This is a genomic window from Lentzea sp. NPDC006480 (genome assembly GCF_040611995.1).
GTDB lineage: Bacteria > Actinomycetota > Actinomycetes > Mycobacteriales > Pseudonocardiaceae > Lentzea.
In genome coordinates this window covers 1-21,960 of sequence record NZ_JBEXPJ010000155.1, presented here as the reverse complement: position 1 = coordinate 21,960, position 21,960 = coordinate 1, and the positions used below count along the sequence as shown (strand labels likewise).

General features: G+C 68.9%; 24 protein-coding genes. 8 read left to right on the top strand and 16 right to left on the bottom strand.

All coding sequences use genetic code 11. The features are described 5' to 3' along the window. The 4 genes from ABZX92_RS37420 to ABZX92_RS37405 all read right to left on the bottom strand — a co-directional run. On the bottom strand, positions 1-1,071 hold a 1,071-nt coding region (locus tag ABZX92_RS37420), incomplete at its 3' end, for an FAD-dependent oxidoreductase (RefSeq protein WP_355570192.1). Between the two features lie 596 nt (positions 1,072-1,667). Beyond that, on the bottom strand, positions 1,668-2,321 hold the full coding sequence (locus ABZX92_RS37415) for a response regulator transcription factor (protein WP_355570191.1): 654 nt from the start codon (positions 2,319-2,321) through the stop codon (positions 1,668-1,670). After that, on the bottom strand, positions 2,318-4,858 hold the full coding sequence (locus ABZX92_RS37410; protein WP_355570190.1) for a histidine kinase: 2,541 nt from the start codon (positions 4,856-4,858) through the stop codon (positions 2,318-2,320). Before ABZX92_RS37410 ends, ABZX92_RS37415 begins: the two co-directional genes overlap by 4 nt. Before the next feature lie 6 nt (positions 4,859-4,864). Then, entirely contained in the window at positions 4,865-5,074 is a 210-nt protein-coding gene (locus tag ABZX92_RS37405) for a hypothetical protein (RefSeq protein WP_355570189.1), read from the bottom strand. A 133-nt stretch (positions 5,075-5,207) separates the two neighbouring features. On the opposite strand from ABZX92_RS37405, the gene ABZX92_RS37400 reads away from it, so the two are divergent. Continuing rightward, positions 5,208-5,609 (top strand): protein-tyrosine phosphatase family protein, encoded by a 402-nt coding sequence (locus tag ABZX92_RS37400; RefSeq protein WP_355570195.1) that lies wholly within the window; start codon positions 5,208-5,210, stop codon positions 5,607-5,609. On the opposite strand, the gene ABZX92_RS37395 is transcribed toward ABZX92_RS37400, so the two are convergent. Then, entirely contained in the window at positions 5,606-6,274 is a 669-nt protein-coding gene (locus ABZX92_RS37395) for an MOSC domain-containing protein (RefSeq protein WP_355570188.1), read from the bottom strand. The two genes, ABZX92_RS37400 and ABZX92_RS37395, sit on opposite strands and share 4 nt — an antisense overlap. A 10-nt stretch (positions 6,275-6,284) precedes the next feature. Beyond that, entirely contained in the window at positions 6,285-6,674 is a 390-nt protein-coding gene (locus ABZX92_RS37390) for a MerR family transcriptional regulator (protein ID WP_355570187.1), read from the bottom strand. A 61-nt stretch (positions 6,675-6,735) separates the two neighbouring features. On the opposite strand from ABZX92_RS37390, the gene ABZX92_RS37385 reads away from it, so the two are divergent. Next, entirely contained in the window at positions 6,736-7,773 is a 1,038-nt protein-coding gene (locus ABZX92_RS37385; RefSeq protein ID WP_355570194.1) for an aldo/keto reductase, read from the top strand. Position 7,774: 1 nt separating this feature from the next. Here ABZX92_RS37385 and ABZX92_RS37380 read toward each other — a convergent pair whose 3' ends face one another. From ABZX92_RS37380 to ABZX92_RS37370, 3 genes are read right to left on the bottom strand one after another with little or no spacing between them, the layout of a single operon-like run. After that, positions 7,775-8,896, bottom strand: a complete 1,122-nt coding sequence (locus ABZX92_RS37380; protein WP_355570186.1) for a hypothetical protein — start codon at positions 8,894-8,896, stop codon at positions 7,775-7,777. Continuing rightward, positions 8,893-10,407: an alkaline phosphatase D family protein gene (locus ABZX92_RS37375; protein ID WP_355570185.1), complete on the bottom strand. Its 1,515-nt coding sequence runs from the start codon at positions 10,405-10,407 to the stop codon at positions 8,893-8,895. Before ABZX92_RS37375 ends, ABZX92_RS37380 begins: the two co-directional genes overlap by 4 nt. 11 nt (positions 10,408-10,418) lie before the next feature. Further along, entirely contained in the window at positions 10,419-10,937 is a 519-nt protein-coding gene (locus ABZX92_RS37370; protein ID WP_355570184.1) for an FAD-dependent oxidoreductase, read from the bottom strand. A 66-nt stretch (positions 10,938-11,003) separates the two neighbouring features. On the opposite strand from ABZX92_RS37370, the gene ABZX92_RS37365 reads away from it, so the two are divergent. After that, positions 11,004-11,486, top strand: coding sequence for a MarR family transcriptional regulator (locus ABZX92_RS37365; protein WP_355570183.1), 483 nt, complete (start codon positions 11,004-11,006; stop codon positions 11,484-11,486). Here ABZX92_RS37365 and ABZX92_RS37360 read toward each other — a convergent pair. Next, entirely contained in the window at positions 11,449-11,973 is a 525-nt protein-coding gene (locus tag ABZX92_RS37360) for a helix-turn-helix domain-containing protein (RefSeq protein ID WP_355570182.1), read from the bottom strand. The two genes, ABZX92_RS37365 and ABZX92_RS37360, sit on opposite strands and share 38 nt — an antisense overlap. A 108-nt stretch (positions 11,974-12,081) precedes the next feature. Between ABZX92_RS37360 and ABZX92_RS37355 the strand changes: the two genes are divergently transcribed. Further along, positions 12,082-13,032 (top strand): SDR family NAD(P)-dependent oxidoreductase, encoded by a 951-nt coding sequence (locus tag ABZX92_RS37355; protein ID WP_355570181.1) that lies wholly within the window; start codon positions 12,082-12,084, stop codon positions 13,030-13,032. Beyond that, positions 13,029-13,967: an SDR family NAD(P)-dependent oxidoreductase gene (locus ABZX92_RS37350; RefSeq protein ID WP_355570180.1), complete on the top strand. Its 939-nt coding sequence runs from the start codon at positions 13,029-13,031 to the stop codon at positions 13,965-13,967. The genes ABZX92_RS37355 and ABZX92_RS37350 overlap by 4 nt, the downstream gene beginning before the upstream one ends. A 6-nt stretch (positions 13,968-13,973) precedes the next feature. Here ABZX92_RS37350 and ABZX92_RS37345 read toward each other — a convergent pair whose 3' ends face one another. Both ABZX92_RS37345 and ABZX92_RS37340 read right to left on the bottom strand, forming a co-directional pair. After that, entirely contained in the window at positions 13,974-16,088 is a 2,115-nt protein-coding gene (locus ABZX92_RS37345) for an undecaprenyl-diphosphate phosphatase (RefSeq protein ID WP_355570179.1), read from the bottom strand. A gap of 1 nt (position 16,089) precedes the next feature. Further along, positions 16,090-16,422: a hypothetical protein gene (locus ABZX92_RS37340; protein WP_355570178.1), complete on the bottom strand. Its 333-nt coding sequence runs from the start codon at positions 16,420-16,422 to the stop codon at positions 16,090-16,092. Positions 16,423-16,557: 135 nt separating this feature from the next. Between ABZX92_RS37340 and ABZX92_RS37335 the strand changes: the two genes are divergently transcribed. Further along, positions 16,558-17,586 carry a chitinase gene (locus ABZX92_RS37335; protein ID WP_355570177.1) on the top strand — a complete coding sequence of 343 codons (1,029 nt, stop codon included), beginning with the start codon at positions 16,558-16,560 and terminating at the stop codon, positions 17,584-17,586. A gap of 69 nt (positions 17,587-17,655) precedes the next feature. On the opposite strand, the gene ABZX92_RS37330 is transcribed toward ABZX92_RS37335, so the two are convergent. Both ABZX92_RS37330 and ABZX92_RS37325 read right to left on the bottom strand, forming a co-directional pair. Beyond that, on the bottom strand, positions 17,656-18,930 hold the full coding sequence (locus tag ABZX92_RS37330; RefSeq protein WP_355570176.1) for a hypothetical protein: 1,275 nt from the start codon (positions 18,928-18,930) through the stop codon (positions 17,656-17,658). A gap of 38 nt (positions 18,931-18,968) precedes the next feature. Then, on the bottom strand, positions 18,969-19,613 hold the full coding sequence (locus ABZX92_RS37325) for a response regulator transcription factor (RefSeq protein WP_355570175.1): 645 nt from the start codon (positions 19,611-19,613) through the stop codon (positions 18,969-18,971). A 32-nt stretch (positions 19,614-19,645) separates the two neighbouring features. Here ABZX92_RS37325 and ABZX92_RS37320 point away from each other — a divergent pair, with 32 nt between their 5' ends. Further along, positions 19,646-20,173 (top strand): RICIN domain-containing protein, encoded by a 528-nt coding sequence (locus ABZX92_RS37320; RefSeq protein WP_355570193.1) that lies wholly within the window; start codon positions 19,646-19,648, stop codon positions 20,171-20,173. Positions 20,174-20,192: 19 nt separating this feature from the next. Next, positions 20,193-20,774: an acetoacetate decarboxylase family protein gene (locus tag ABZX92_RS37315; protein WP_355570174.1), complete on the top strand. Its 582-nt coding sequence runs from the start codon at positions 20,193-20,195 to the stop codon at positions 20,772-20,774. 13 nt (positions 20,775-20,787) lie between these two features. Here the strand turns inward: ABZX92_RS37315 and ABZX92_RS37310 are convergent, their stop codons facing one another. Continuing rightward, positions 20,788-21,645: a hypothetical protein gene (locus tag ABZX92_RS37310; protein ID WP_355570173.1), complete on the bottom strand. Its 858-nt coding sequence runs from the start codon at positions 21,643-21,645 to the stop codon at positions 20,788-20,790. 18 nt (positions 21,646-21,663) lie between these two features. Then, a partial coding sequence (locus ABZX92_RS37305) for a DUF779 domain-containing protein (protein ID WP_355570172.1) occupies positions 21,664-21,960 on the bottom strand: 297 nt, incomplete at its 5' end.

Sequence of the window (21,960 nt, the reverse complement as noted above, 5' to 3'; positions counted from 1 at the left end):
GTCGCGCTCCAGCTGGGCGACCGTCTGGAGGTAGGCGACGACGAGCTCTTCCTTGAGCAGCTCGCGCAGCTCGGCGCAGTTCAGGGCGGCCAGGGTCATGCCGTGGCCGTAGACGGGGTTGAGCGAGACGACCGAGTCGCCGAGGGCGAGCAGGCCGCGCGGCCAGTCCGGCACCTGGTGGAACCGGTTCCAGCGGCTGCGCAGGTTGCCGACGCGGTAGATCGGCGAGGCCGGGGTGGCGGTCTTGATGATCTCGGCGATGTCCTGGCACTCGAGGGTGGTGGCGTAGGAGAGGAAGCCGTCGTCGTCGGTCGGGGCCACGTCGCCGCCCGCGCCGAAGAGGGTGACGAACCACCGGTCGCCGTCCACTGTGGACACCGCGCCGCCGCGTCTGGTAGTGGGCGCGTGGGTGATCTCGTAGGCGGTCTTCCAGTCGAGCTTGAGGTCGTGGTTCACCTGGTAGAGGCGTGAGGTGTAGGCGAGATGGCCGTTCACGATCATCGGCGCCGGGCAGTGCACGCCGAGTTCCGCGAGCCACGAGACGAGCTTGCTGTTGCGGCCGGAGGCGTCGACGACGAGGTCCGCGTAGTCGGTGAAGGGCCGTCCTGCCCGATTGCCCTGGACGCCGGTGACCGTGCCGCGGTCGTGCAGGAGCCCGTCGATCGCTACACCGTCCACAAGGGACACGTTGGGCAGCCTCAGCACCCGGCGGCGGATGATCCGCTCGATGGTCACGCGGGTCGTCGAGTAGACGCTCAGGCCGATGGGGTCGCGCGGTGCCCACCCGGCCGGGGCCCGGCTCATGAAGTCGCTGCCGAGGTCGGCCTGGATCACGCCCGCTGCCTTGAGCTCCACCCCGAGCTTGGGGAAGAGCGATTCCAGGACGTCGGCCCCGCGCGCCAGCAGCGCGTGCGGGTGGTGGGCCTGGGGGATGCCTGCCCGGTGTTCGGTGTCCGCGGTGAGCTGGTCGCGCTCCACGAGCACGACGTCGCCGTACGACTCGGACAACACCCTGGCCGCCAGCAGTCCCGCGAAGCCGGCGCCGATGACCAGGGCGCGGTCGGAGTACATGGCGGTCATGCTGGCAGAGCAACGCTCCCCGATCGATCCCCCGAAAGTCCCTTGAGCGGCCAGTCAAGACAGCTTCGCGACCAACTCCGCGCGTTTTCCGGCGCCGAACTTCGCGAAGAGCGATTTTGAGATGGTCCTGCACGGTGTACGGCGAGATGTTGAGCCGCGCCGCGATCTCCGCTGTGGACTGTCCGGCGAGGGCACCAGCCCCAGCTGCCTGGACGGCTGCTTCCAAGGCGTTGGCTCTGCCGGCGTCTGCAAGTACCACCAACTCTTGATCACATCGCCGCTGACCACACCCAACCGGCCCTGGAACCGGCCGTCGCCGACGTCGCGTGGCGCGGCCAGCCCGGCTTGCGCCGTTCACGGAGAGCCATGGCAGGAGAGCTCCCTCGGTGGGCAACATGCCCGATGTGCCCTGCATGCACGGTCTGGACGTGGCCCGGGACAGCCTGTGCACGGTGCCGCCGATCACGATGGAAAGGCTCGGTACTTGCAGATGCCATGGCCACCAGGCAGGAGTGAGGCGCGCCGTTGGAATCAACCGTCCAACCCGGCCGCCTGGCCCGGTCGGCCAAGCCCCAGCCAGCGGCGCGTCAGGGCCTGGTCACCAGGCCTTCGCGCACCGCCCACAACGCCGCCTGCGTCCGCGATGCCAGCCCCAGCTTGTTCAGCACGTTCGACACGTGCGTCCGAGCGGTCCGCTCCGAGATCACCAGCGCGTCGGCGATGTCCCGGTTCGACTTCCCGTGTGCCACCAGCACCAGGATCTCCCGCTCCCGGGGTGTCAGCGCGGTAGCGGTCCGCTGCGGCGCGACCAGGGAACGGGTCAGCGTCCGCGCGACAGCCGGGTCGAGGTGCACCTGTCCCCGCATGGCCGCGCGCACCGCGGCCCCGACCTGGTCCGCCTCGGCGTCCTTCAGCAGGTAGCCCGCGGCGCCGGCCTCCAGCGCGACGTGGACGCGTTCGGCCTCGGAGAACGACGTCAGGGCGACCACCTCGACCTGCGGGTAGAGCTGCTTGATCGCCTTGGTGGCGCCGATGCCGTCGAGGCGGGGCATCAGGAGGTCCATCAGCACGACGTCGGGCAGGTCGTCGGCGGTGGCGCGGGCCGCGAGCTCGTCGAGGGCCGCTTGGCCGTCGCCCGCCTCGCCGACGACCTCGATGTCGTCCAGCATCTCGAAGAACGCCCGCATGCCGCGTCGCACGACCGCGTGATCGTCGACCAGGAACACCCGGATCGTGCTCATCGCTGCTCTCCTGCCGTTCCTGAGGGCATCCCCGAAGGCAACACGGCCCGGACCGTGGTGGATCCCGAAGGGGTGCTGTCGATGACGAGGTCGCCGCCGATCCGGTTCATCCGCTCCCGCATGCTCACCAGGCCCATGCCGTTGGAGGAGACCGTAGCGGGGTCGAACCCCGTTCCGTCGTCGGCCACTTCGATCACCACGCCGTCGTCCTCGAAGAGCGTGATGTCGATGCGCGAAGGCCCTGCGTGCTTGATGGCGTTGTGCACGGCTTCCTGCACCACGCGGAACATCTCCTCTTCCGCGCGGTCGTCCAGGGAGAGCCGGTAGCCGGGCGCTTCGACGGCGATGACGACTCCTTCGCGGGAGGCGATCGCGGCGGACTGCTTGCGGATCGCCTCGGCCAGGCCGTCCTCGCGCAACGCGTCGGGACGGAGCTGGAAGAGCGAGGCGCGCATCTCGGCGAGGGCGTCCTGGGTGAGGCTGCGCAGTTCGGTGATGCCGCGCGCCACCGGGCCGTCGGGGTCGCCGCCCTGCTTCTGCAGTGCGAGTTCGACGGCTCGGGTGTGCAGGGTCATCGAGAACAACGCCTGCGACACCGAGTCGTGCAGCTCGCGGGCGAGGCGGTGGCGTTCCTCCAAAGCCGCCACCTGCGAGGCTTCGTCGAGCATCTCCATGACCTCTTCGACGCCGAGCTGTTCCTCGCCCGCCACCGAGGTGAGCATCATCCGCGCGGACGCGGCACCGACCGCACCGGCGAGCACGGTCTCGACGTGGTGCACCAGGTCCGGATCAGCGTCCTTTGTGGACTCGATGTCGACACCTTCGAGTGCCTTCTCGGCTGCTCGCCGGCCCAGCGAGCGGACGAGCACCTCGTGCAGAGCCTGCACCGACACGCGGTTGCGCCACAACCGCGGCCGGGTCGGGTCGTCGAGCGCGTTGACGAAGAGGACGGCCTGGGCCTGTTCGCGGGCCTGCGGGCGGCCGAGGAGCGACACCGTGACGTAGCAGCCGACGTTGACGAGCATGCTCCAGAACATGCCGTGGCTGATGTTGTCCATGCCGGTGATGCCGAGGAGGTGTTCCGGGCGCAGCGCCTCGATGCCGAACGGGCCGTGGTCGAGGAAGCCGCGCGGGACCCAGCCGGTGGCGGCGAAGTTGGGCAGCAGCAACGTGTACGTCCACACCGCGAACCCGCCGAGCAGGCCCGTCAGGACACCGTCGCGGGTGCCGCCCTTCCAGTACAGGCCACCGATGACCGCGGGGGCGAACTGCGCGACGGCCGCGAACGACACCAGACCCATCGACACCAGGGCGGCGCTCTCGCCGGCCAGGCGGAAGTACCCGTAGCCGAGCAGCATGATCGCCACGATCGACAGGCGCCGGGTCAGCAGGATCAGCCGCGCCAACCGGCCCTCGTAGCCGCGGCGCAGCAGCATCGGGACGACGATCGAGTTCGACACCATGGTGGAGAGTGCGACCGTTTCGACGATGATCATGCCGGTCGCCGCGCTCAGGCCGCCGACGAACACCAGCAGTGCCAGCACGTCCAGACCAGCGGCCATCGGCACGGTGAGCACGAAGGTGTCGGCTTCGGCGCCGGAACCGAACTGCAGCAGGCCCGCCGCGGCGATCGGCAGCACGAACACGCTGATCAGCAGCATGTACAGCGGCGTCATCCACATGGCCTGCCTGACGTGGCGCTCGTCGACGTTCTCCACGACGCCGACCTGCCACTGGCGGGGGAGCAGCACGATCGCGAAGAGCGACAACACGTTCAGCCACACCCAGGTGCCGGTCGAGTCGCCGAGGGTGAACAGCGCGTCGTGCCCGGCTTGCTTCGCCTGGCTGAACAGGTCACCGAAACCGCTGTAGAGACCCCAGGTCACGGTGATGCCGGCCGCGACGAACGCGACGAGCTTCACGATCGACTCGAAGGCGATGGCGGTGACCATGCCCTCGTGGCGCTCGGTGGCGTCGAGATGCCTGGTGCCGAACAGGATCGTGAAGCCGGCGAGCAGCAGCGCCACGTACAGCGCGGTGTCCGCGAGCACCGGCACCTGGTCCAGCGCGGACGACGGCGTGATCGCCGGTGCGCGCCGGATGATCTCGAACGTGTTGGAGACGGCCTTGAGCTGCAGGGCGATGTACGGCACGACGCCGACGACCGCGATCGCCGCGATCAGGCCGCCCAGGCGCACGCTCTTGCCGTAGCGGGCGGACACGAAGTCGGCGAGCGAGGTGATGCGGTGGCGGTGGCTGATGTGGATGATCCGGCGCAGCACCAGCCAGCCGAGGGCGAGCATGATCGTCGGGCCGAGGTAGATCGACAGGAAGCCGACGCCCGTGGAGGCCGCGCGGCCGACGCTGCCGTAGTACGTCCACGAGGTCGCGTAGACGGCCAGCGAGAGCGCGTAGATCGTGCCGCGGCCGACGATGCTGCGGCCGGCGTCGGCGCGGCGGTCGCCGTAGAACGCGATCGCGAACAGCACGCCGAGGTAGGCGACGGACACACCGATGATCAACCACGTCTGGAGCACGTCAGCTCATCCCGACCGGCGCACGAGAACGAAGACCAGCGCGATGACGACGAGCCACGCGGCGAAGAGGTAGGCCGCGACGGCAGGCACGCCCGCGATGGTGCCCCCGTCGTTGGCGACGGTGAGCAGGGGCGGTAGGAAGAGCACGAAGCCGGTCGTCGCCGCGAGGATTGTCAGCCCGGTGAACCGCTTGTCATCCCTGGCGCGTCGTCGCACCGGCCACCACCCTCACGACTCACCGGTGAACAGATTTGGCGAGCGTAGACGAATGGGGGAAAACGGCGAAGTAGACGTGACAGAATTTCATGCTATTCGCGCAACGCGGCTGTTTGGGGGCACTGTTGTGAAGATCGTCGAACTGCCCGACGGGGCTGTGGTCACGGGGCGTGGCCTGCGGGACGGCAAGATCGTGGAGCCGCATCCCGAGTACGGGGTGTATCTGCAGCCACGACCTGTCGACGTGCCGTGGCCGCACGACTGGATCGAGTGGCCGGACTTCCGCCTTCCGCGTGATCACGACGCCGCGATCAAGTTGATTCGCGCATTGCACGCCCGTGCGTTGTCCGGAGAACGCGTCGAGGTGGCCTGCAGTGGTGGAGTCGGCCGCACCGGAACCGTGATTTCCTGCTTGGCCGTGCTGGCCGGCGTGCCCGCTGACGAAGCCGTGGCGTGGACACGCGCGAACTACCACCGGCGCGCTGTCGAGACGCCGTGGCAAAAGCGCTGGGTCAGGCGTTTTCCAGCTCCCTAGGAATCGAGCTGCACGGCGTTGCGCTTGTGCACGAGCTCGATCACCTCTGGCGGCACCGAGTCCCCCGCCTCCAGCAGGCGGGGGAGCAGGTCCGCCTCGGTGGTGAGAGCGCGGAAGAACAGTTCGACCGTGACGTCGTGGTCGGGCCGGTGCAGCACGGTGATCTCGTCACCCGGCGCGATCCGGCCCGCCTCCAGCACTCGGAAGTAGGCGCCGGGCCTGTTCACCTGCGTGAACCGCTTCACCCACCCGCGCTGCGCCAGGAACTCGGCGAACGTCCGGCACGGGATCCGCGGCGCGGTCACCTCCAGCACCGCGGTGCCGATCCGCCACCGCTCGCCGACGAGCGCGTTCGTCTGGTCGATGCCCTGGGTGGTCAGGTTCTCGCCGAACTGGCCGTTGTGCAGATCGACGCCGAGCTCAGTCTGCCACCAGTCGAGGTCCTCGCGGGCGTAACCGTAAACAGCCTGGTGGTCGCCACCGTGGGCCGACCAGTCGCCGATCGCGTCACCCGCGACGCCACTGCCGGAGCTGCCCTTCGGACCGGGCGGGCTGACCTCCAGCGCCCCGTCGACCGGGCGCTTGTCGATGCCGGTGACGCCCGTGCGGGTGTAGTCGGCCGGGGTGGTCCTGGACGCGATGTTCAGCGAGAGCACGACGGGCATGAGCCCGAGGCTATTGGCCGACCGCCTTCGCGGCGATCGAATTAACGTAGTCCTCGTATTTGCCGACCTTGTAGGTGATGAGGTCCATGCACTCCTGAAGCTGGACCATCTGCTGGCGGACGCGCTCCTGGTGCTCCTTGAGGATGTCGAGGCGCTGCAGCTCGTTGCCGTCGCCCTGGCGGACCAGCTCGGTGTAGCGGCGGATCTCGGGGACGGGCATTCCGGACATCCTGAGCATGATGCACATGCGCAGCCAGTCGACGTCCTGCTGGGTGTAGACGCGGCGGCCGCCCGGTCCTCTGTGGACCTGGTGGGCGAGGATGCCCTCCTTCTCGTAGAAGCGCAGGGCATGCACGCTCAGTCCGGTGCGTTCGGCGACCTGTCCGATGCTCAACTGCATGGTTCGAGCATAGGTTCTTGACCTAGAGCCGGGTCTAGTTCGTAGGTTCTCGCCCATGACGATGCGTTATCGCGTACTTGGGGGAACCGGTATCGAGGTCAGTCACCACTGCCTCGGCGCCATGATGTTCGGCGATGTCGCCAACAAGGACCACGACGAGGGCGTGCGGATCATCCACCGCGCTCTCGACGCGGGCATCAACTTCGTCGACACCGCCGACATGTACTCGGCGGGGGAGTCGGAGGAGATCGTCGGCAAGGCGTTGAAGGATCGCCGGGACGGCGTCGTGCTCGCCACGAAGTTCCACTTTCCGCTGGGGGAGGAGGGCCGCAATCGCAGCGGCAACTCGCGGCGGTACGTCGTCCGGGCGGTCGAGGACAGCCTGCGGCGCCTCGACACGGACTGGATCGACCTGTACCAGGTGCACCGGCCGGACTACACGACCGACATCGAGGAGACTCTGTCCGCGCTGACGGATCTGGTGCGGGAAGGGAAGATTCGCGCGTTCGGGTGCTCGACGTACCCGGCGGAGGAGATCGTCGAGGCGTACCACGTGTCGATGAACCGGGGGCTGATGCGGTTCCGCACCGAGCAGCCGCCGTACTCGATGCTGGCGCGCGGGATCGAGCGGTCGGTGCTGCCGGTGGCGCAGCGGCTCGGGATGGGCGTGCTGGTGTGGAGTCCGCTGGCGAGCGGGTTCCTGTCGGGCAAGCACCGGCGGGGCGCGAACGCCGAGGCGTTCCGGGCCACGCTCACGCCGGACCGGTTCGACGAGACGTTGCCGAAGAACGCGGCGAAGTTCGACGCCGTGGAGGAGTTCGCGAAGCTCGCGGACGAGATGGGGGTCTCGCTGCCCGCGCTGGCGATCGCGTTCGTGACGACGCATCCGGCTGTCACGTCGGCGATCACCGGGCCGCGCACGATGGAGCAGCTGGAGTCGTTGCTGGAGGGCGCTTCGCTGGTGCTGACCGACGACGTGCTGGACCGGATCGACGAGATCGTGCCGCCCGGTACCGACACCTACGACGTGCAGGGGTGGTGGAAGCCCGCGTCGCTGCTGGACGTCCACCAGCGACGCAGGCCCCTGGATCAGCGCTGACTCACCACTGCTGGGTCGTCAGGCCGGTGCCGAGGTAGATCTGGTCGAACCCGTTGCCGTCGTTGTCGTCCGTGTAGACGACGGTGACGCGGCCCCACGGGTCGACGCCGACAGCAGGTTCGTCTTGCCTGCCGGTGGCGTTCGAGACCGTGAGCTGGCGTGCGGGTCGGCCAGTCGTGGTGCCGTCCGCGTTGTAGACGCTCGTGTAGACGTCCTGGGCTTCCGCCGTGGTCACCGCGACGCCGAGCTGGTCGTCGATGCCGATCTGCGGGTCGGTGCCGGTGGTGCTCGCGACGGCGCCGCGTGAGGCACCGGCGGAGGTGAAGGACTGGGTCTTCACGCCGGACTGTTCCCAGGCGATCGCGAAGTCGCCGTTGAAGTTGGCTGCCACGGCGGGGTGCTTTCCCTGCCCCGTCGTGGTTTGCGCCTGCTTCAGGCCGCCGGACGGGGTGAGGATCTTGCGGGCGACGTTGGCGTCCGCCTCCCACGCGACGATGGCGTTGCCTGCCGCGCCCATCGCGACCTGGGGCTTGGCGTGGGTGCCACCCGCGTTGTTGACCTGCGCCTCGTAGGTCTTGGACGAGATGGACGCGAAGCCGCTCACGCGCACGGTGGGTGCCGCGGTGCCCTGCTGGTCCTCCCACGTGACCGCGAAGGCGCCGGTGTCCGGGTCGGCCGCGACGCTGGGGAAGTACTGCTGGCCGTCCGCGCTCGCGTTGGCCGTGCCGGAGCCGGAAACAGCGCCGGACGTGCTGACCGACCGGACCGCGATGTTGTAGAAGCCGTTGCCGTCCGGGTCTTCCGACCACACGACGACAGCGGTGCCGTCCTCGTGCAGCGCGACGTCGGGCTGCCAGTGGCGCCAGTTGCCGGTGCCGCCGGCGCTGAGCTTCTTCTCGTAGAGGGAGGTGCCCTCCCGGTAGAGCCGGATCCAGACGTCGGAGTGGACCGAGTCCGCGGGGGCGGTGGTGTCGCGGTCGTCCTCCCACACGACGGCCGTGTAGCCGTTGCGGGTGGCCGAGACGGAGGCGTTGTCCTGGTCGCCGGTCGAGTCGGTGTTGACCGTGGACCACGTCATCGGGGCGGGGGCCAGCAGCAGTGAAGCGATCAGGAGTGTCTTCACGGCGCCTGCAATCCGGGGTTGGTGGCCTCGACGACGTAGCTGCCGACGGTTTTGACCGGGTAGTCGCGGACGGTGACCTTGTCGACGTAGCGGAAGTCGACGTGCATCTCGGTCGCGTTCGTGCGGGTTTTGACGTAGCCGCGCAGGTTCTTGAAGTACTTCACGTGCGGGTTGAGCGTCGGGTTGAGGCCGTTGTCGGCCGCGTTGCCGTCGCCGCCGGACGTGATCGACGTGGTGACGAGCTCGGTGCCGATGATCCGGTTCTGGGTGCCGTAGTTCTGCATGAGGTTGGCGGCCCAGCTGCGGTGGACGTCGCCGGTCAGCACGACGGTGCCCTTGTTGCCGCTGGCGTCCCACGCGTTCTGGATGCGGGTGCGGTTGGCGGTGTAGCCGTCCCACGCGTCCATGCTCTTCGAGCCGTCCGCGGCGGCGAGGCGCTGGGCGAAGAACACCTGCTGGCCCAGGAAGTCCCAGGTGCCGAGCTTCTGGCGCAGGCCGTCGATCAGCCATGTTTCCTGTGACGTGCCGGTGAGCGTGCGTGCCGGGTCGTCTGCGGCCGGGCAGACCTTGGTGCCGTCGCCGCAGGCCTGGTCGTCGCGGTACTGGCGGGTGTCGAGCATGTGGAACGTGGCGAGGCTGCCCCAGCGGACCCTGCGGTGCAGCAACATGTTCTCGGCTGTCGGCGCCTGAGCCGATCGCAGTGGCATGTGCTCGTAGTACGCCTTGTACGCGGCGGCTCGGCGGGCCTTGAAGTCGCCGGCCGGGCTGCTGTCGTTGCGGACGAGGTTGGCGTAGTTGTTCTCCACCTCGTGGTCGTCCCAGACGACGAGCCAGGGCGCGGTGGCGTGCGCGGCCTGCAGGTCCGGGTCGGTCTTGTACTGGGCGTGCCGGACGCGGTAGTTCGCCAGCGTGCTGATCTCGGTGGCGGGCGCGAACTTGCGGACCTTCGTGGTGGTGGCGGCGCCTTCGTAGATGTAGTCGCCGAGGTGCAGGATCAGGTCGGGGTGTTCCTCGGCCATCCGGCGGTAGGCCGTGAAGTAGCCCTCCTCGAAGTGGCTGCACGAGGCGAAGAGCATGGTCAGTTCGGGTTGGGTGCCGACGGCCGGTGCGGTGAGGGCGCGGCCGGCGGGGGAGATGTGGCCGCCGGTGCGGAAGCGGTACCAGTACTCGCGGCCGGGTTCGAGGCCGGTCAGGGTGACGTGCACGGAGTGAGCGCTCGCCTGTTGCGTCGTGAAGGTGCCGGTGCGGGCGAGGGCCGTGAAGCGCTCGTCGGTGGCGATCTGCCATTCGACGGCGGTGTCGGTGTTCGGCATGCCGCCGAGGCCGTCGGCGTTGAGGGGGTTGGGGGCGAGGCGGGTCCAGATGACGAACCCGTCGGCTGCCGGTTCGCCGGAAGCGACGCCGAGGGTGAAGGGGTAGCCGATCGCGTTGGCCAGTTTGGGAAGCAGTACGCCGGCGCTCGCTCCCGCGAGGCCGCCCACGATGAAGGTGCGTCTCCGTAACGTGGTCATGACCCGCAGGCTTACCGAACGCGGGTAAAGGCCCGCCTAACGGTGTGCGGCTTCAAAGTGGTTTCCCACCAAGAGAATGCCGCGTAGTCGTCTGAGTAGATGTCGAACGCGTCCGCGAGCAGCTCGGCGGCGGACAGCGGGATCCCGGTGTCCTGGACCGCCTTGTAGAGCAGTGCGACGTGGTTGCGGGACCAGGCTTCCAGGCGCTGGCCGGGTAATCGGTCGGCCTCGCAGCAGGGCTGGGCGCACACGACGATGTCGAACCACTCGTCCTCGTGGTCGTTGAAGGCGACCGTGACGCCGAAGCGGTCCGGCTGGAGCGCGGTGACCGTGCTGTGGCGGGTCTCGTAGGGGAGTGGGCACGGCAGGGCTGCGAGGCGGCGGGCCGCTTGCAGGTCCGGGCCTTTGAGCGGCACCGGGTCGTGGTGTTTGCCGTGGTCGAGCACGACGACGCCCCACGTGCTGCGGGTCAGTCTGAGTGCGGTCGCGAGGCCGGCGACCCCGGCGCCGACGACGAGTGCTGTGGCCATTGCCAGCCCCTTCCCCCTAGGATCGAGGCTAGCGAACGTTCAGAAATTTCTGAAGACTGGAGTGGTGTGACCGGCGAGACAGCACGCAGGGAGGCGGCCGAGCACCTGGCGCTGACGCTGGTCGGTGCCGGGATGCAGCGGATGGGGGCGCGCGCGTTGGCGGCGTTCCTCTTCTCCGACAAGGAGTCGCTGACCGCGGGGGATCTTGCCGAAGAGCTGGGTGTGAGTGCCGGATCGGTGTCCGGGGCGATCAAGATGATCGTGCAGATGGGGCTGATCGAGCGGATCTACGTGGCGGGCAGCCGGCGTGAGCACTTCCGGATGCGCGACAACGCCTGGACCACGCTGTACTCGCGGCAGCACTCGGTGGTCGACGACGTGCTGACCGCCGTGGAGCGGGGTGTCGACGCGGTCGGATCGGGGCCTGCCTTCCAGCGGCTCGTCGACATGCGGGACTTCTACGCGTTCCTGCTCGACGAGGCTCCGGCGCTGGTGGAACGTTTTGAGCAGCTCAGGGCTGAACGGCGCCGTGGCGGATCCCGTCCATGATCAGGTCCAGCATTCGTTTCGCCTGAGCCGGGTCGCCGTTCTGCGCGACGCCGATCAGCAGGGTCATCACGTCCGTCGGCTCGGCCTGCGCGCCCATCGCGGTGAGCAGCGTCTCGATGGCGGCCGTCATCTTGGCGCGGCTGTGCTCGAACGGGTTGATGCCCAGCGCGATCACGGCCTGCAACGCGTCCTTGAGGTCTTGCTTGGTGGCGATGTAGGCGATGAAGCGGTTCATCCACTCCCGTAGCGCGGCTTCCGGCTCGTTGGTCTCCAGCAGCTCGGGGGCGGCGGCGCAGAGCTTTTCCAGCTCGGTGCGGTAGACGGCCTCGATCAGGGCCTCGCGGGTGGGGAAGTGCCGGTAGAGCGTGCCGATGCCGACGCCCGCCTTCTTGGCGATGGCGCCCAGCGTCACGTCCTTCTCGTGGGTGAACGCGTCCAGCGCCACTTCGAGCAGCACCCCGCGGTTGCGGACAGCGTCAGCACGCACGACATCACTCCATCAGGTCACTTGCTAAACGGAGGACCCTCCGGTTACTGTGGAACTCGAACCGGAGGAACCTCCGTTTCAGTGTACGACACAGGTTGGGGATTTCAGATGAGTGAGCGCATCACCACCCCGTTCGGCTTCGAGACGACTGCGCTCGAGGTCGTCGAGGGCGTCGACCTCTCTGGCCGTCGCGCCGTGGTCACCGGTGGAGCGTCCGGCATCGGCGTCGAGACCGTGCGGGCTCTGGCAGCCGCGGGCGCCGAGGTCACCATCGCGGCGCGCGACGTCGAGGCGGGCCGGCGGGTCGCGGCCGAGCTGTCCGCGTCGACGGGCAACGAGCGGATCTTCGTCGCTCCGCTGGAGCTGACCTCGCAGGACTCGGTGAAGGCCTTCGCCGCCTCGTGGGACGGCCCGCTGCACCTGCTGATCAACAACGCGGGCGTGATGGCCACGCCGCTGACCCGCACGCCGGAGGGCTGGGAGCTCCAGTTCGCCACGAACCACTTCGGCCACTTCACCTTGACGCTCGGCCTCTTCGACTCGCTGCGCGCCGAGGGCGCCCGCGTCGTGAACGTCAGCTCGGCCGGCCACCTCTCGAGCCCGGTGGTGTTCGAGGACATCCACTTCGAGCGCCGCGAGTACGACCGCTGGCAGGCGTACGGCCAGAGCAAGACGGCCAACATCCTGTTCGGCGTCGAGGCAGGCACCCGCTGGGCGTCCGAGGGCATCACGATGAACGCCCTGATGCCCGGCGGCATCCTCACCGCCCTGCAGCGCCACATCACGCCCGAGCAGCTGCAGGAGCGCATCAAGCTGCGCGGCGGCGACAAGCCGCTGCAGCTCAAGACGCCGGAGCAGGGCGCCTCGACGACCCTCGTGCTCGCCGTCTCGCCCCTCGTCGAGGGTCGTTCCGGCCTCTACTTCGAAGACTGCAACGAGGCCCTGCCCAACACCGCGGGCATGACCGGCGGCCTCGCCGCCTACGCACACGACCCGGAAGCCGCCGCGCAGCTGTGGAAGGTGTCCGAGGAGACGCTCAAGATCGGGGAACAGGCATGATCACCACCCCCTACGGCTTCGAAACCACCGCCCTGCAAGTGGTGGAGGGCGTGGACCTCTCGGGCCGCCGCGCCGTCGTCACCGGCGGCGCCTCGGGCATCGGCGTGGAAACCGTCCGCGCCTTGGCCACCGCGGGCGCCGAGGTCACCATCGCGGCCCGCGATGTCGACGCCGGGCAGCGCGTGGCGTCGTCGCTGATGGCCGCCACGGGCAACAGGAAGATCTCGGTGGCGAAGCTGGACCTGTCGTCGCAGGGCTCAGTGAAGGCGTTCGCGCGCAACTGGGACGGCCCGTTGCACCTGCTGATCAACAACGCGGGTGTCATGGCCACGCCGCTGACCCGCACGCCCGAGGGCTGGGAGCTGCAGTTCGCGACCAATCACCTCGGGCACTTCACGCTGACGCACGGCCTGTTCAACTCGCTGCGCGCCGAGGGTGCGCGGGTGGTCAACGTGAGCTCGTCCGCGCACCTGATGGGGTCCGTCGACTTCGACGACATCCACTACGCCCGCCGTCCGTACGACCGCAGGCAGGCGTACGGCCAGTCCAAGACGGCGAACATCCTGTTCGGCGTCGAGGCCGGAGCCCGCTGGGCCGCGGAGGGCATCACGATGAACGCCTTGATGCCGGGCAGCATCGCCACGAACCTGCAGCGCCACCTCACGCCCGAGGAGCTGCAGGAGCGGATCAGGCTCAGCGGCGCCGCGACTCGCCGGGTGAAGACGCCCGAGCAGGGGGCCGCGACGACGCTGGTGGTGGCCACGTCGCCGTTGCTGGACGGCTTGTCCGGCAAGTACTTCGAGGACTGTGCCGAGGCAGCGCCCAACACTGGCGGTGTGATCCGCGGTGTGGCTTCCTACGCGCAGGACCCGGAGGCGGCCGCACGGCTGTGGAAGGTCTCCGAAGAGACCCTCTGGTCGCTGAAGGCCGCCTGAGGCGACTCAGGTCGCCGCGACGTAGCCGTTGGCGATCGCGCCGGCCGTGAGTGCGGCGAGCGCCAGCAGGTAGATGACGAACGGGCAGAACGACCGGCGCCGCACGTACCAGAACAGCCCGGCGACCACGGCGTAGGAGAGCACCAGCACGGTGAGGGCGCCCACCTGCATCTGCGTCGTGGTCGGCCCGACGTCGCCCGTTTTGTGGAACTTGTCGTCGACTCGTGAGTACAGCTGTGCCGCGACACCGGTGACGAGCTCGAACAGCAGGGCGAGCCTGAGTGCGGCCGGGCGCGTGAAGCCGAGCACCAGGCCTGCGGCGAGCGCGACGCCCAGCGGCGACAAGCCGGGGAACAGCCAGCTCGCGAGGTGGAAGCTGCCGATCACGAGGCCGTCCTTGATGGTGAAGGAGGACATCTCGCGCTGTTTGCGACCGGTTCGTTCCGCCAGCCCGAGCACGATCGCGGACGTGGTGACACAGGCGACGGTCACCCAGAGGTTCACTGCGACGGGCAAAGGCCGCATGATCGGAATCCAGATCAGCGACGCGCAGAAGCCGATGACGAGGAACCAGCCCAGACGGGCATCGGTAGGGCTCCCGCGCCTGAGCAAGGGATCTGAGGCGGTGGCGCCGATCGCGCGCCGCACGTCGCCGGCGAAGTAGGCCAGCAGGGCCGCGGTCGCGGCGAAGTAGGTCGCCGCCATCAGGGTGCTCACGCCGGCGAAGTCGGGCATGAGCAGCCGCTCGATCAGCATCAGATGCGCGTGGACCGACACAGGAGCGTTCTGGCCCAGGCCCTGTGTCAGGATCAGGGGCCAGATGTCGCTCCACGGCCTGCCTTGCCAGGTCGTCGACGTCCAGGCCCACGTTGCCAGCACGGTGCACACGACACCGAAGAGGCCCGCCCCGATCCGCCTGGTTCGTCGGCGGTGCGGGTCGGGAGGCTCCGGCGCGGAAACCTCGGCATTCTGGACCTTGGCCCCAGGCGGGACCACGAAGGTCGGGCCGCGCACCGAGGCCACGACGGCCGGCGCGGGTCCGGCTGGCGCGCCGGCTGCGTGCGCGACGTCAGCGTGCGCGACTTCTGGGCGCGGGACGTCTGCGTGCGCGACTTCTGGATACGCGACGTCAGCGTGCGCGACTTCTGGGCGCGGGACGTCTGCGTGCGCGACTTCTGCGTGCGCGATTTCAGGGCGCGCAAATTCTGGCTGCGTGACGGCTGGGCGTGCGACTCCCAGGTGCGTGGCAGTTGGCTGCGCGACTCCTGGGTGCGTGGCGGCTGACTGCACGGCTTCTGGCTGCGTGGCGGCTGGCTGCGCGATTTCAGGGTGCGCGACTTCTGGCGGGGTGGCGGCTGCGTGCGCGACTTCTGGTTGCGTGGCGGCTGGGTGTGCGGGATTGCGGGTGAGCGCCAGCAGGTCGGCGGTGCCGGTCCCGCGTTGCTGTGGCAGTGGCAACCCGAGGCTGGTCATCGTGTGCAACAGATGCCGGTAGATCATCCCGAACGTCAGCAGCTCAGGCCCCTCCGGCACCCCGGCGCGCACCAGCCGCAGCAGCTCACCGGTGAACGCGGTGTGCCGGGCACCGGGCGGGGCCAGGGCGACGGCGTTGGCTGGTGCCGAGGTCAGCACGTAGGTGCCCTCGATGCCGACCTGGCCGAGGATCGCGTCGTCGCCGGCCATGTCGCCGGCGGCGCGGCCGCTGAAGCAGCAGTCGAGGATCACCACGCGGTTGCGGGCCGGGCTGTTCGCGACGATGCCGCGGACCAGGTCGTAGGCCAGGGCGCTGACCGGGAGTTCGTCGGTCTCGGTGTCGACGAGGCCCAGGAACAGCTCGTTGCGGGGCCCGGTGAGGCCGTGCCCCGCGAAGTAGATGATCAGCGTGTCCGTGGCGCGGGCGGCTTGGCGCCGGAGTTCCCGGTAGACCGTGCGCACGTCGGTGGGGTCGGGCACGGTGACGCAGTGGTCGGCGGCGAGTCCGCTCAGGCCGGGGTCGGTGAGGACCGCGCGGAGGTCGTCGAGGTTGTGCCGCACGGCGGGCAGCGCGGGCAGGGCGGCGTTGGCGTAGGTGCTGGTGCCGACGAGCACCGCGTAGGAGTTCGAAGGAGCGGGAAGGCGCACGTCAGCGGTCCCTGAGCAGGTCGCGCAGAATCTCGGCCGCGTTCTCGGCGGTGAGGGACGCCGAACGGCCGTCCGGAGCGGTGACCGTGACACCGGCTTCGCGCTGGTCGAGCCAGACCGGGAGTGATCGGGAGAGGGCTTCCAGTGCCGGCGCGGACGCCACGACCACCAGCTCCACCCCGGAACCCATCGTGCCGTCCGGCGCGGTGGGGGTGACGGCGCGCAGGCGGCCGCGCAGCTCCGGTTCCTGTCGCAGCCAGTCCCACAACGACTCGAGGTCGCTCCGGTGCTCGTCGACGGTGATCGTGACCGCCTCCGACAACTCGCCGGGCATCGGGCATCTCCGTTCGTGGTTCGACGCCGAATGAGTCGCCGTTCGGCCACGGCCCGTTACGGCGGGCGCTAGAGGTCTGGACCATTCCGTGCTTCAATGACAACGGGTCGCCGCCTGAACGCGAAAGGTGAGCGAATGCGTTCCGCATTGACAGCCCTGCTCCTGCTCATTGCGACACTGGTCCCGTCGACCGCGGCACATGCGGCCGACACGTGTGCGCTCAAGTCCCGTCCCGCCGGCAAGGTACTGCACGGCTACTGGGAGAACTGGGACGGCGCGTCGAACGGGGTGCATCCGCCGTTCGGCTGGACGCCCATCACCGACGCCCGCATCAAGCAGCACGGCTACAACGTCATCAACGCGGCGTTCCCCGTGATCCGCTCCGACGGCACGGTGCTGTGGGAGGACGGCATGGACGCGGGCGTCAAGGTCGCCACGCCTGCCGAGATGTGCGCTGCCAAGGCGGCGGGCGCCACGATTCTGCTGTCGATCGGTGGCGCGGCGGCGGGCATCGACCTCAGCTCGACCGCGGTGGCCAACCGGTTCATCGCGACCGTGGTGCCGATCCTCAAGAAGTTCAACTTCGACGGCATCGACATCGACATCGAGACCGGCCTGGTCGGCAGCGGCAACATCAACCAGCTGAGCCCGTCACAGGCCAACCTCATCCGCATCATCGACGGTGTGCTCGCGCAGATGCCTGCTGGGTTCGGGCTGACGATGGCGCCCGAGACCGCGTACGTGACGGGCGGCAGCATCGTCTACGGGTCGATCTGGGGCGCGTACCTGCCGATCATCAAGAAGTACGCGGACAACGGCCGTCTCTGGTGGCTGAACATGCAGTACTACAACGGGTCCATGTACGGGTGCTCCGGCGACAGCTACCAGGCCGGCACGGTGCAGGGCTTCGTCGCGCAGACCCAGTGCCTCAACAAGGGGCTGGTCGTGCAGGGCACCACGATCAAGGTCCCCTACGACAAGCAGGTGCCAGGCCTGCCCGCGCAACCGGGCGCCGGTGGTGGCTACCTGAGCCCCAGCCTGGTCGGGCAGGCGTGGAACAGCTTCAACGGCCAGCTCAAGGGCCTCATGACCTGGTCGATCAACTGGGACGGCTCGAAGAACTGGACCTTCGGTGACAAGGTGAAGTCGTTGCAGGGCAGGTGAAGCAGCGCGAAGCCCGGCGGCACAGCGTGTCCTGGAGGCACTGTGCGGCCGGGCTTCGCCTTCGGCGGGTCACGCGCGGGGTGCGACCCGGGACTCGTAGGACTTCGGGCGGTACCACGGGTCGAAGAAGCAGCCCGTGCCGTACTGCTCGTCGTGGCTGGGACAGGCGGCCGCGATCAGGAACGGGTTGGAGCGCAGCCCGGACTTCTCCCACGCCGCCAGAGACTGGATGGCCGCGGCGTACTCGGAGTCGCTGAACGCCGAGTGCGTCGCCTCGGTCGTGAAGGTCTGCACGAGGTTGTACCAGCGCCCGGCCTTGCGGACCTGGTCGCGGTAGGCCGACTCGTGCTCGACGAACGCCGTGGGGTCGCCGATCGCGTGCACCGACAGCACCGGGATGTCGATCTTGCCGGTGAGGTCGCTGTCGTAGGCCAGCTCGGCGCGGGCCGCGGGATCGGCGGCGAAGCGTTCCACGCCGGCGTTCAGGGCCGCGTCGTCGTGCGAGCCCTTGTAGACGACACCCGTGTTGCTCCACGGGTTCCGGTCGCCCAGCCGGAGGTGCACGATGTCGCGGAACGTGAACGTCGCGAAGTTCAGGTGCGAGTTCAGCGTCTCCTCGGGGATCTTGGTGACCGCGAGGATGTCGTTCAGCTTCTGCTGCTGCGCTGGCGTGCGGCTTCCGGCCACGCCAAGGCATTCCTCGATTCGCGAACGCAGCCCGGCCGTGGTCATCGTGGAGCCCGGACGCAGGCCCTGCCACAGCGGGTACTGCGCCTCGGACGGGCGCGGGTGGTTGCCGCAGTAGTACTGGTAGACCACGCGCAGGTCGACGCGGTAGTCGTAGCCGCGCGAACCGCCGGCCATCACGCCGCTGGTGAGCAGCGCCGCGTCGTAGCCCTTGTACAGCTCGATCGTCTTCGCCGCGACGTTGCCACCCCACGACTGGCCGTGGAGGAAGACCTTGTGCGGCTTGAGCATCGCGCTGACCATCTTGCGCAGGTTGTCGGTGTCCTCGGCGGCCATCCGCGTGCCGTAGCCGCCGCGCCGGTACGAGGTGCCCGCCCAGGCGTAGCCCTCCTTGACCATGACGGCCCAGCGGTTCAGGTCGTCACGGGTGCGTTCGGGCGTGGGGTCGCCCAGGTCCGGACCGCCGTGCGAGTGGACGACGAGCGTCTTGTTCCACTTCTTCGGCACGGCGATCGTGTAGTAGGCGCCGTTGGCGTCCCGGCCCTCGTAGCAGGTTGCGTCGGCGGGAACCCTCTCCGGGCACGCTGCCGTGGGAGGCAGCGGCGGCGCGGGCGTCACGACGCTCGCGGCGAGTGCGAATGCCAGCAGGACGTTCATGGCGGGAATCGTGAGCCCCGCTCGGCAAGTGGGCCAGCTCACTCACGCAAACTTGGGATTTCCCTGACGTTACGAGCCTGGTGGCGCAGGTACGCCAGCACGGCCGCGACCCTCCGGTGCTGCCGCGGGTCCTCACCCAGTCCGAGCTTGGCGAACGCGGTGTTCACATGCTTCTCGACGGTCGACTCGGTGACCGTGAGCAACTCGGCGATCGCCCGGTTCGTCCGTCCCCGCGACATGTGCCGGACGACGTCCAGCTCCCTCGCCGTCAGGGTCGTGATCGGCGTCGTGCCGCGGACGACGGCTTCGAGGATCAGCGGGTTCACCGCCGTCCGGCCCGCCACGACCTCCCGCACCGCCCAGAGGATCTCGTCGAAGTCCCTGACGTCGTCTTCCAGCAGGTAGGCGACGCGCGCGGTGCTGTGCCGGAGCAGGTCGAGCCTGATCCGCGCGTCCCGCTGCAGCACCACCACGCCGACGTCCGGGTGCCCGAGCCGCACGGCGCGAGCGCAGATGCTGGTCAGCACGGCGTCGGGCTTCAGCACGTCGACGGCCTCGGCCATCGCCTCGGGATCGGCCACGACGGCGACCGTCTCGGTGTCCACGCAGTCGGCGAACATGCGCCGCAGGCCTTCCCGGCGCAGGTACTGCGCATCACCGATCACCAGTCGAATCTTCGTCACCACAACCCCCTTGTGATCGAGTCTGCCGCTACCTGCCAGGGCAGGGAAACGTCTGTTCCGCTGGATGGAGGCTGGCCTCCAGACGGAGTTCGAGGTCTGCCAGGTGTCCAGGCCGGGGTGCTGCCCAGCATGCTGGTGTCAGCCCGCCGGGGGAGGCGGAACACCAAGGGAGACAACACATGCAGTGGAAGAAGCTGCTCGCGGCCGTCGGTGTCGCGACGGCCTCGCTCGCCGTCGCGCCGGCCGCCGGCGCGAGCCCGGCCGATCTCCAGTCCATCGACTTCAACATCGTGGCCAAGCACAGCGGCAAGTGCCTCGACGTGGCGGGAGCCGGCTCCGCCGACGCCACACCCGTCCAGCAGTGGGTCTGCCTCGGGCCCAGCCAGACCAACCAGCAGTGGAACGTCAAGGACCTGGGCAACGGCTATCACCAGATCGTCAACCTGCGGTCGGGCAAGTGCCTGGACGTGGACGCGTTCAAGACCACTGACGGTGCGAAGGTGCAGCAGTGGACGTGCAACGGCCTGGACAACCAGCGCTGGACGTTCATCAGCACCTGATAGCGGTACGGTCGTGGGCGTGCGTTATCCACCAGAACCGTGGCACATGCGGGGCTCTCTCGTTATCTCCGTGTTCCGGGTGCCGCGCGAGCTGGTGCCGCACGCCCATCTCCCGTCCGGCGCGCGAATGATCACGGTGGCGGGTAACGCTTTCGTGGCCGTCGCGTTCGTGACCTACGAGCCGGGCGGCGAGCTCACCTACGACGAGCTGCTCGTCGCCACGCCGGTGAACGACCAAGGCCGGATCGCCGTGTCGGTGCCGCAGATCTGGGTCGACAGCGAGGCGTCCCGGCTGGGCGGCCGCGAGATGTGGGGAATCCCGAAGCAGCTCGCGAAGTTCGGCCAGGGCTCGTCGATCGCGGGCGTGGCGGTCAGCGGCGGCGTCCGGCTGCCCGGCGAGTGGGCCGCGAAAGGCTGGACCGCACAACGCCTGGACGGCCGCGACGTCCGGACGAAAATGCGCCTGTCCGGGCGGTTCCGGCTCGTCCGGGCCGCGTGGATGTTCCCGGTGGACGGCCCGCTCGGCTACCTGACGGGCCGCACACCACTGGTCAGCCTCGCCACGAGGACCATGCGGCTCACGTTCGGCCAGGCCTCGTAACGCACGAGAGCGGTCACGACTCGCCGATGTACTGGACGCTGTTCAGCACGTGCTGCGCCCACGCCCGGTCGGCGGGGAAGCGGTGCACCACGCGCACGGACAGCATGGTGCCGGGACGCACGACGTGCCCGTGGAACACCTGCTCCTCGTTGCCGTCGATGACCTCGCTGAGCCAGAACGCGTGCCGAAGCTCCGGCCCGATGTGCTCGACCGAGTGGTCCTCCGACGGGTAGCCGTCGATCACGGCCGCGAGGAAGTCGCTGGGCGTGCGCTGGGCCCGGTCGTTGTAGACGTCGAGCCCCACCCACCGGCCGGGGCTGGAGAACCACACGGTCCGGTCCTCCACGACACACCGCATGCCCGCGGTCCGCTCGACGGTCCAGACCTCGCCCAGCGTCTCCCGGACGGGGATCGGCAACGGGTGCCGGATGCAGCTCAGCACCTCGTCGCGGTCCCATTCCCGGTCCAGCAACGGGTGCGAGGTGTAGTACGGCAGCTCGTCGGCGTTCAGCACGGCCGCTTCGACCGGGACGCCGAGCAGGTTCCACGGCTCGATGAAGTTCGCGAACGTGCCGGACACGCGGAAGTTCGGGTACTCGGAGTCGTTGTCCCAGACCGCGTGCGCGTACATCGCGTCGACCTTGCTGATCCGCATCCACGCGCCGAAGACCAGCTCCACTCCTCCGGTCAGCCGAACCGGCAGGAGACAACGGAGGTACGTGTCGCCGTCCGGTCCGGCGAGCAGCCCGCCTGTCGGGGCGGTGAGCTGCTCCGAGGGCACGCCGATCAACGGCTCCGGGCGGTTCAGCCGAAAGTCGATGCGGTCCGTAGACGTGATCTCGGCTCCGCAGCATCCGCATTGGACGGTCATGGATGCAGATGCTAGAGCCTAGTGATCCTCGCCGTTGAGCAACCGTGAACGCACCAGGAAACGCATTCCAAGTGGCGCCTCGAGCGAGAACCCGCTCCCACGACCGGGCACGACGTCGATCGTCAGGTGCGTGTGCGACCAGTACTCGAACTGCGCCGCGGACATCCACACCGGAACCACGAACGAGTCGACCGCGAGATCTCCGAGGTGCACGTCCGACGAGCCGGTGCGGAACTCCCCGGCGGGATAGCACATCGGGGCCGAACCGTCGCAGCATCCGCCGGACTGGTGGAACATCAGGTCGCCGTGCGTTGC

Excerpts from the sequence above, each read along its gene's own strand:
- ABZX92_RS37415 (WP_355570191.1), bottom strand. The coding sequence starts at position 2,321 with ATGAGCACGATCCGGGTGTTCCTGGTCGACGATCACGCGGTCGTGCGA.
- ABZX92_RS37395 (WP_355570188.1), bottom strand. The coding sequence starts at position 6,274 with ATGCCCGTCGTGCTCTCGCTGAACATCGCGTCCAGGACCACCCCGGCC.
- ABZX92_RS37390 (WP_355570187.1), bottom strand. The coding sequence starts at position 6,674 with ATGCAGTTGAGCATCGGACAGGTCGCCGAACGCACCGGACTGAGCGTG.
- ABZX92_RS37385 (WP_355570194.1), top strand. The coding sequence starts at position 6,736 with ATGCGTTATCGCGTACTTGGGGGAACCGGTATCGAGGTCAGTCACCAC.
- ABZX92_RS37375 (WP_355570185.1), bottom strand. The coding sequence starts at position 10,407 with ATGACCACGTTACGGAGACGCACCTTCATCGTGGGCGGCCTCGCGGGA.
- ABZX92_RS37370 (WP_355570184.1), bottom strand. The coding sequence starts at position 10,937 with ATGGCCACAGCACTCGTCGTCGGCGCCGGGGTCGCCGGCCTCGCGACC.
- ABZX92_RS37355 (WP_355570181.1), top strand. The coding sequence starts at position 12,082 with ATGAGTGAGCGCATCACCACCCCGTTCGGCTTCGAGACGACTGCGCTC.
- ABZX92_RS37350 (WP_355570180.1), top strand. The coding sequence starts at position 13,029 with ATGATCACCACCCCCTACGGCTTCGAAACCACCGCCCTGCAAGTGGTG.
- ABZX92_RS37340 (WP_355570178.1), bottom strand. The coding sequence starts at position 16,422 with ATGCCCGGCGAGTTGTCGGAGGCGGTCACGATCACCGTCGACGAGCAC.
- ABZX92_RS37335 (WP_355570177.1), top strand. The coding sequence starts at position 16,558 with ATGCGTTCCGCATTGACAGCCCTGCTCCTGCTCATTGCGACACTGGTC.
- ABZX92_RS37330 (WP_355570176.1), bottom strand. The coding sequence starts at position 18,930 with ATGAACGTCCTGCTGGCATTCGCACTCGCCGCGAGCGTCGTGACGCCC.
- ABZX92_RS37310 (WP_355570173.1), bottom strand. The coding sequence starts at position 21,645 with ATGACCGTCCAATGCGGATGCTGCGGAGCCGAGATCACGTCTACGGAC.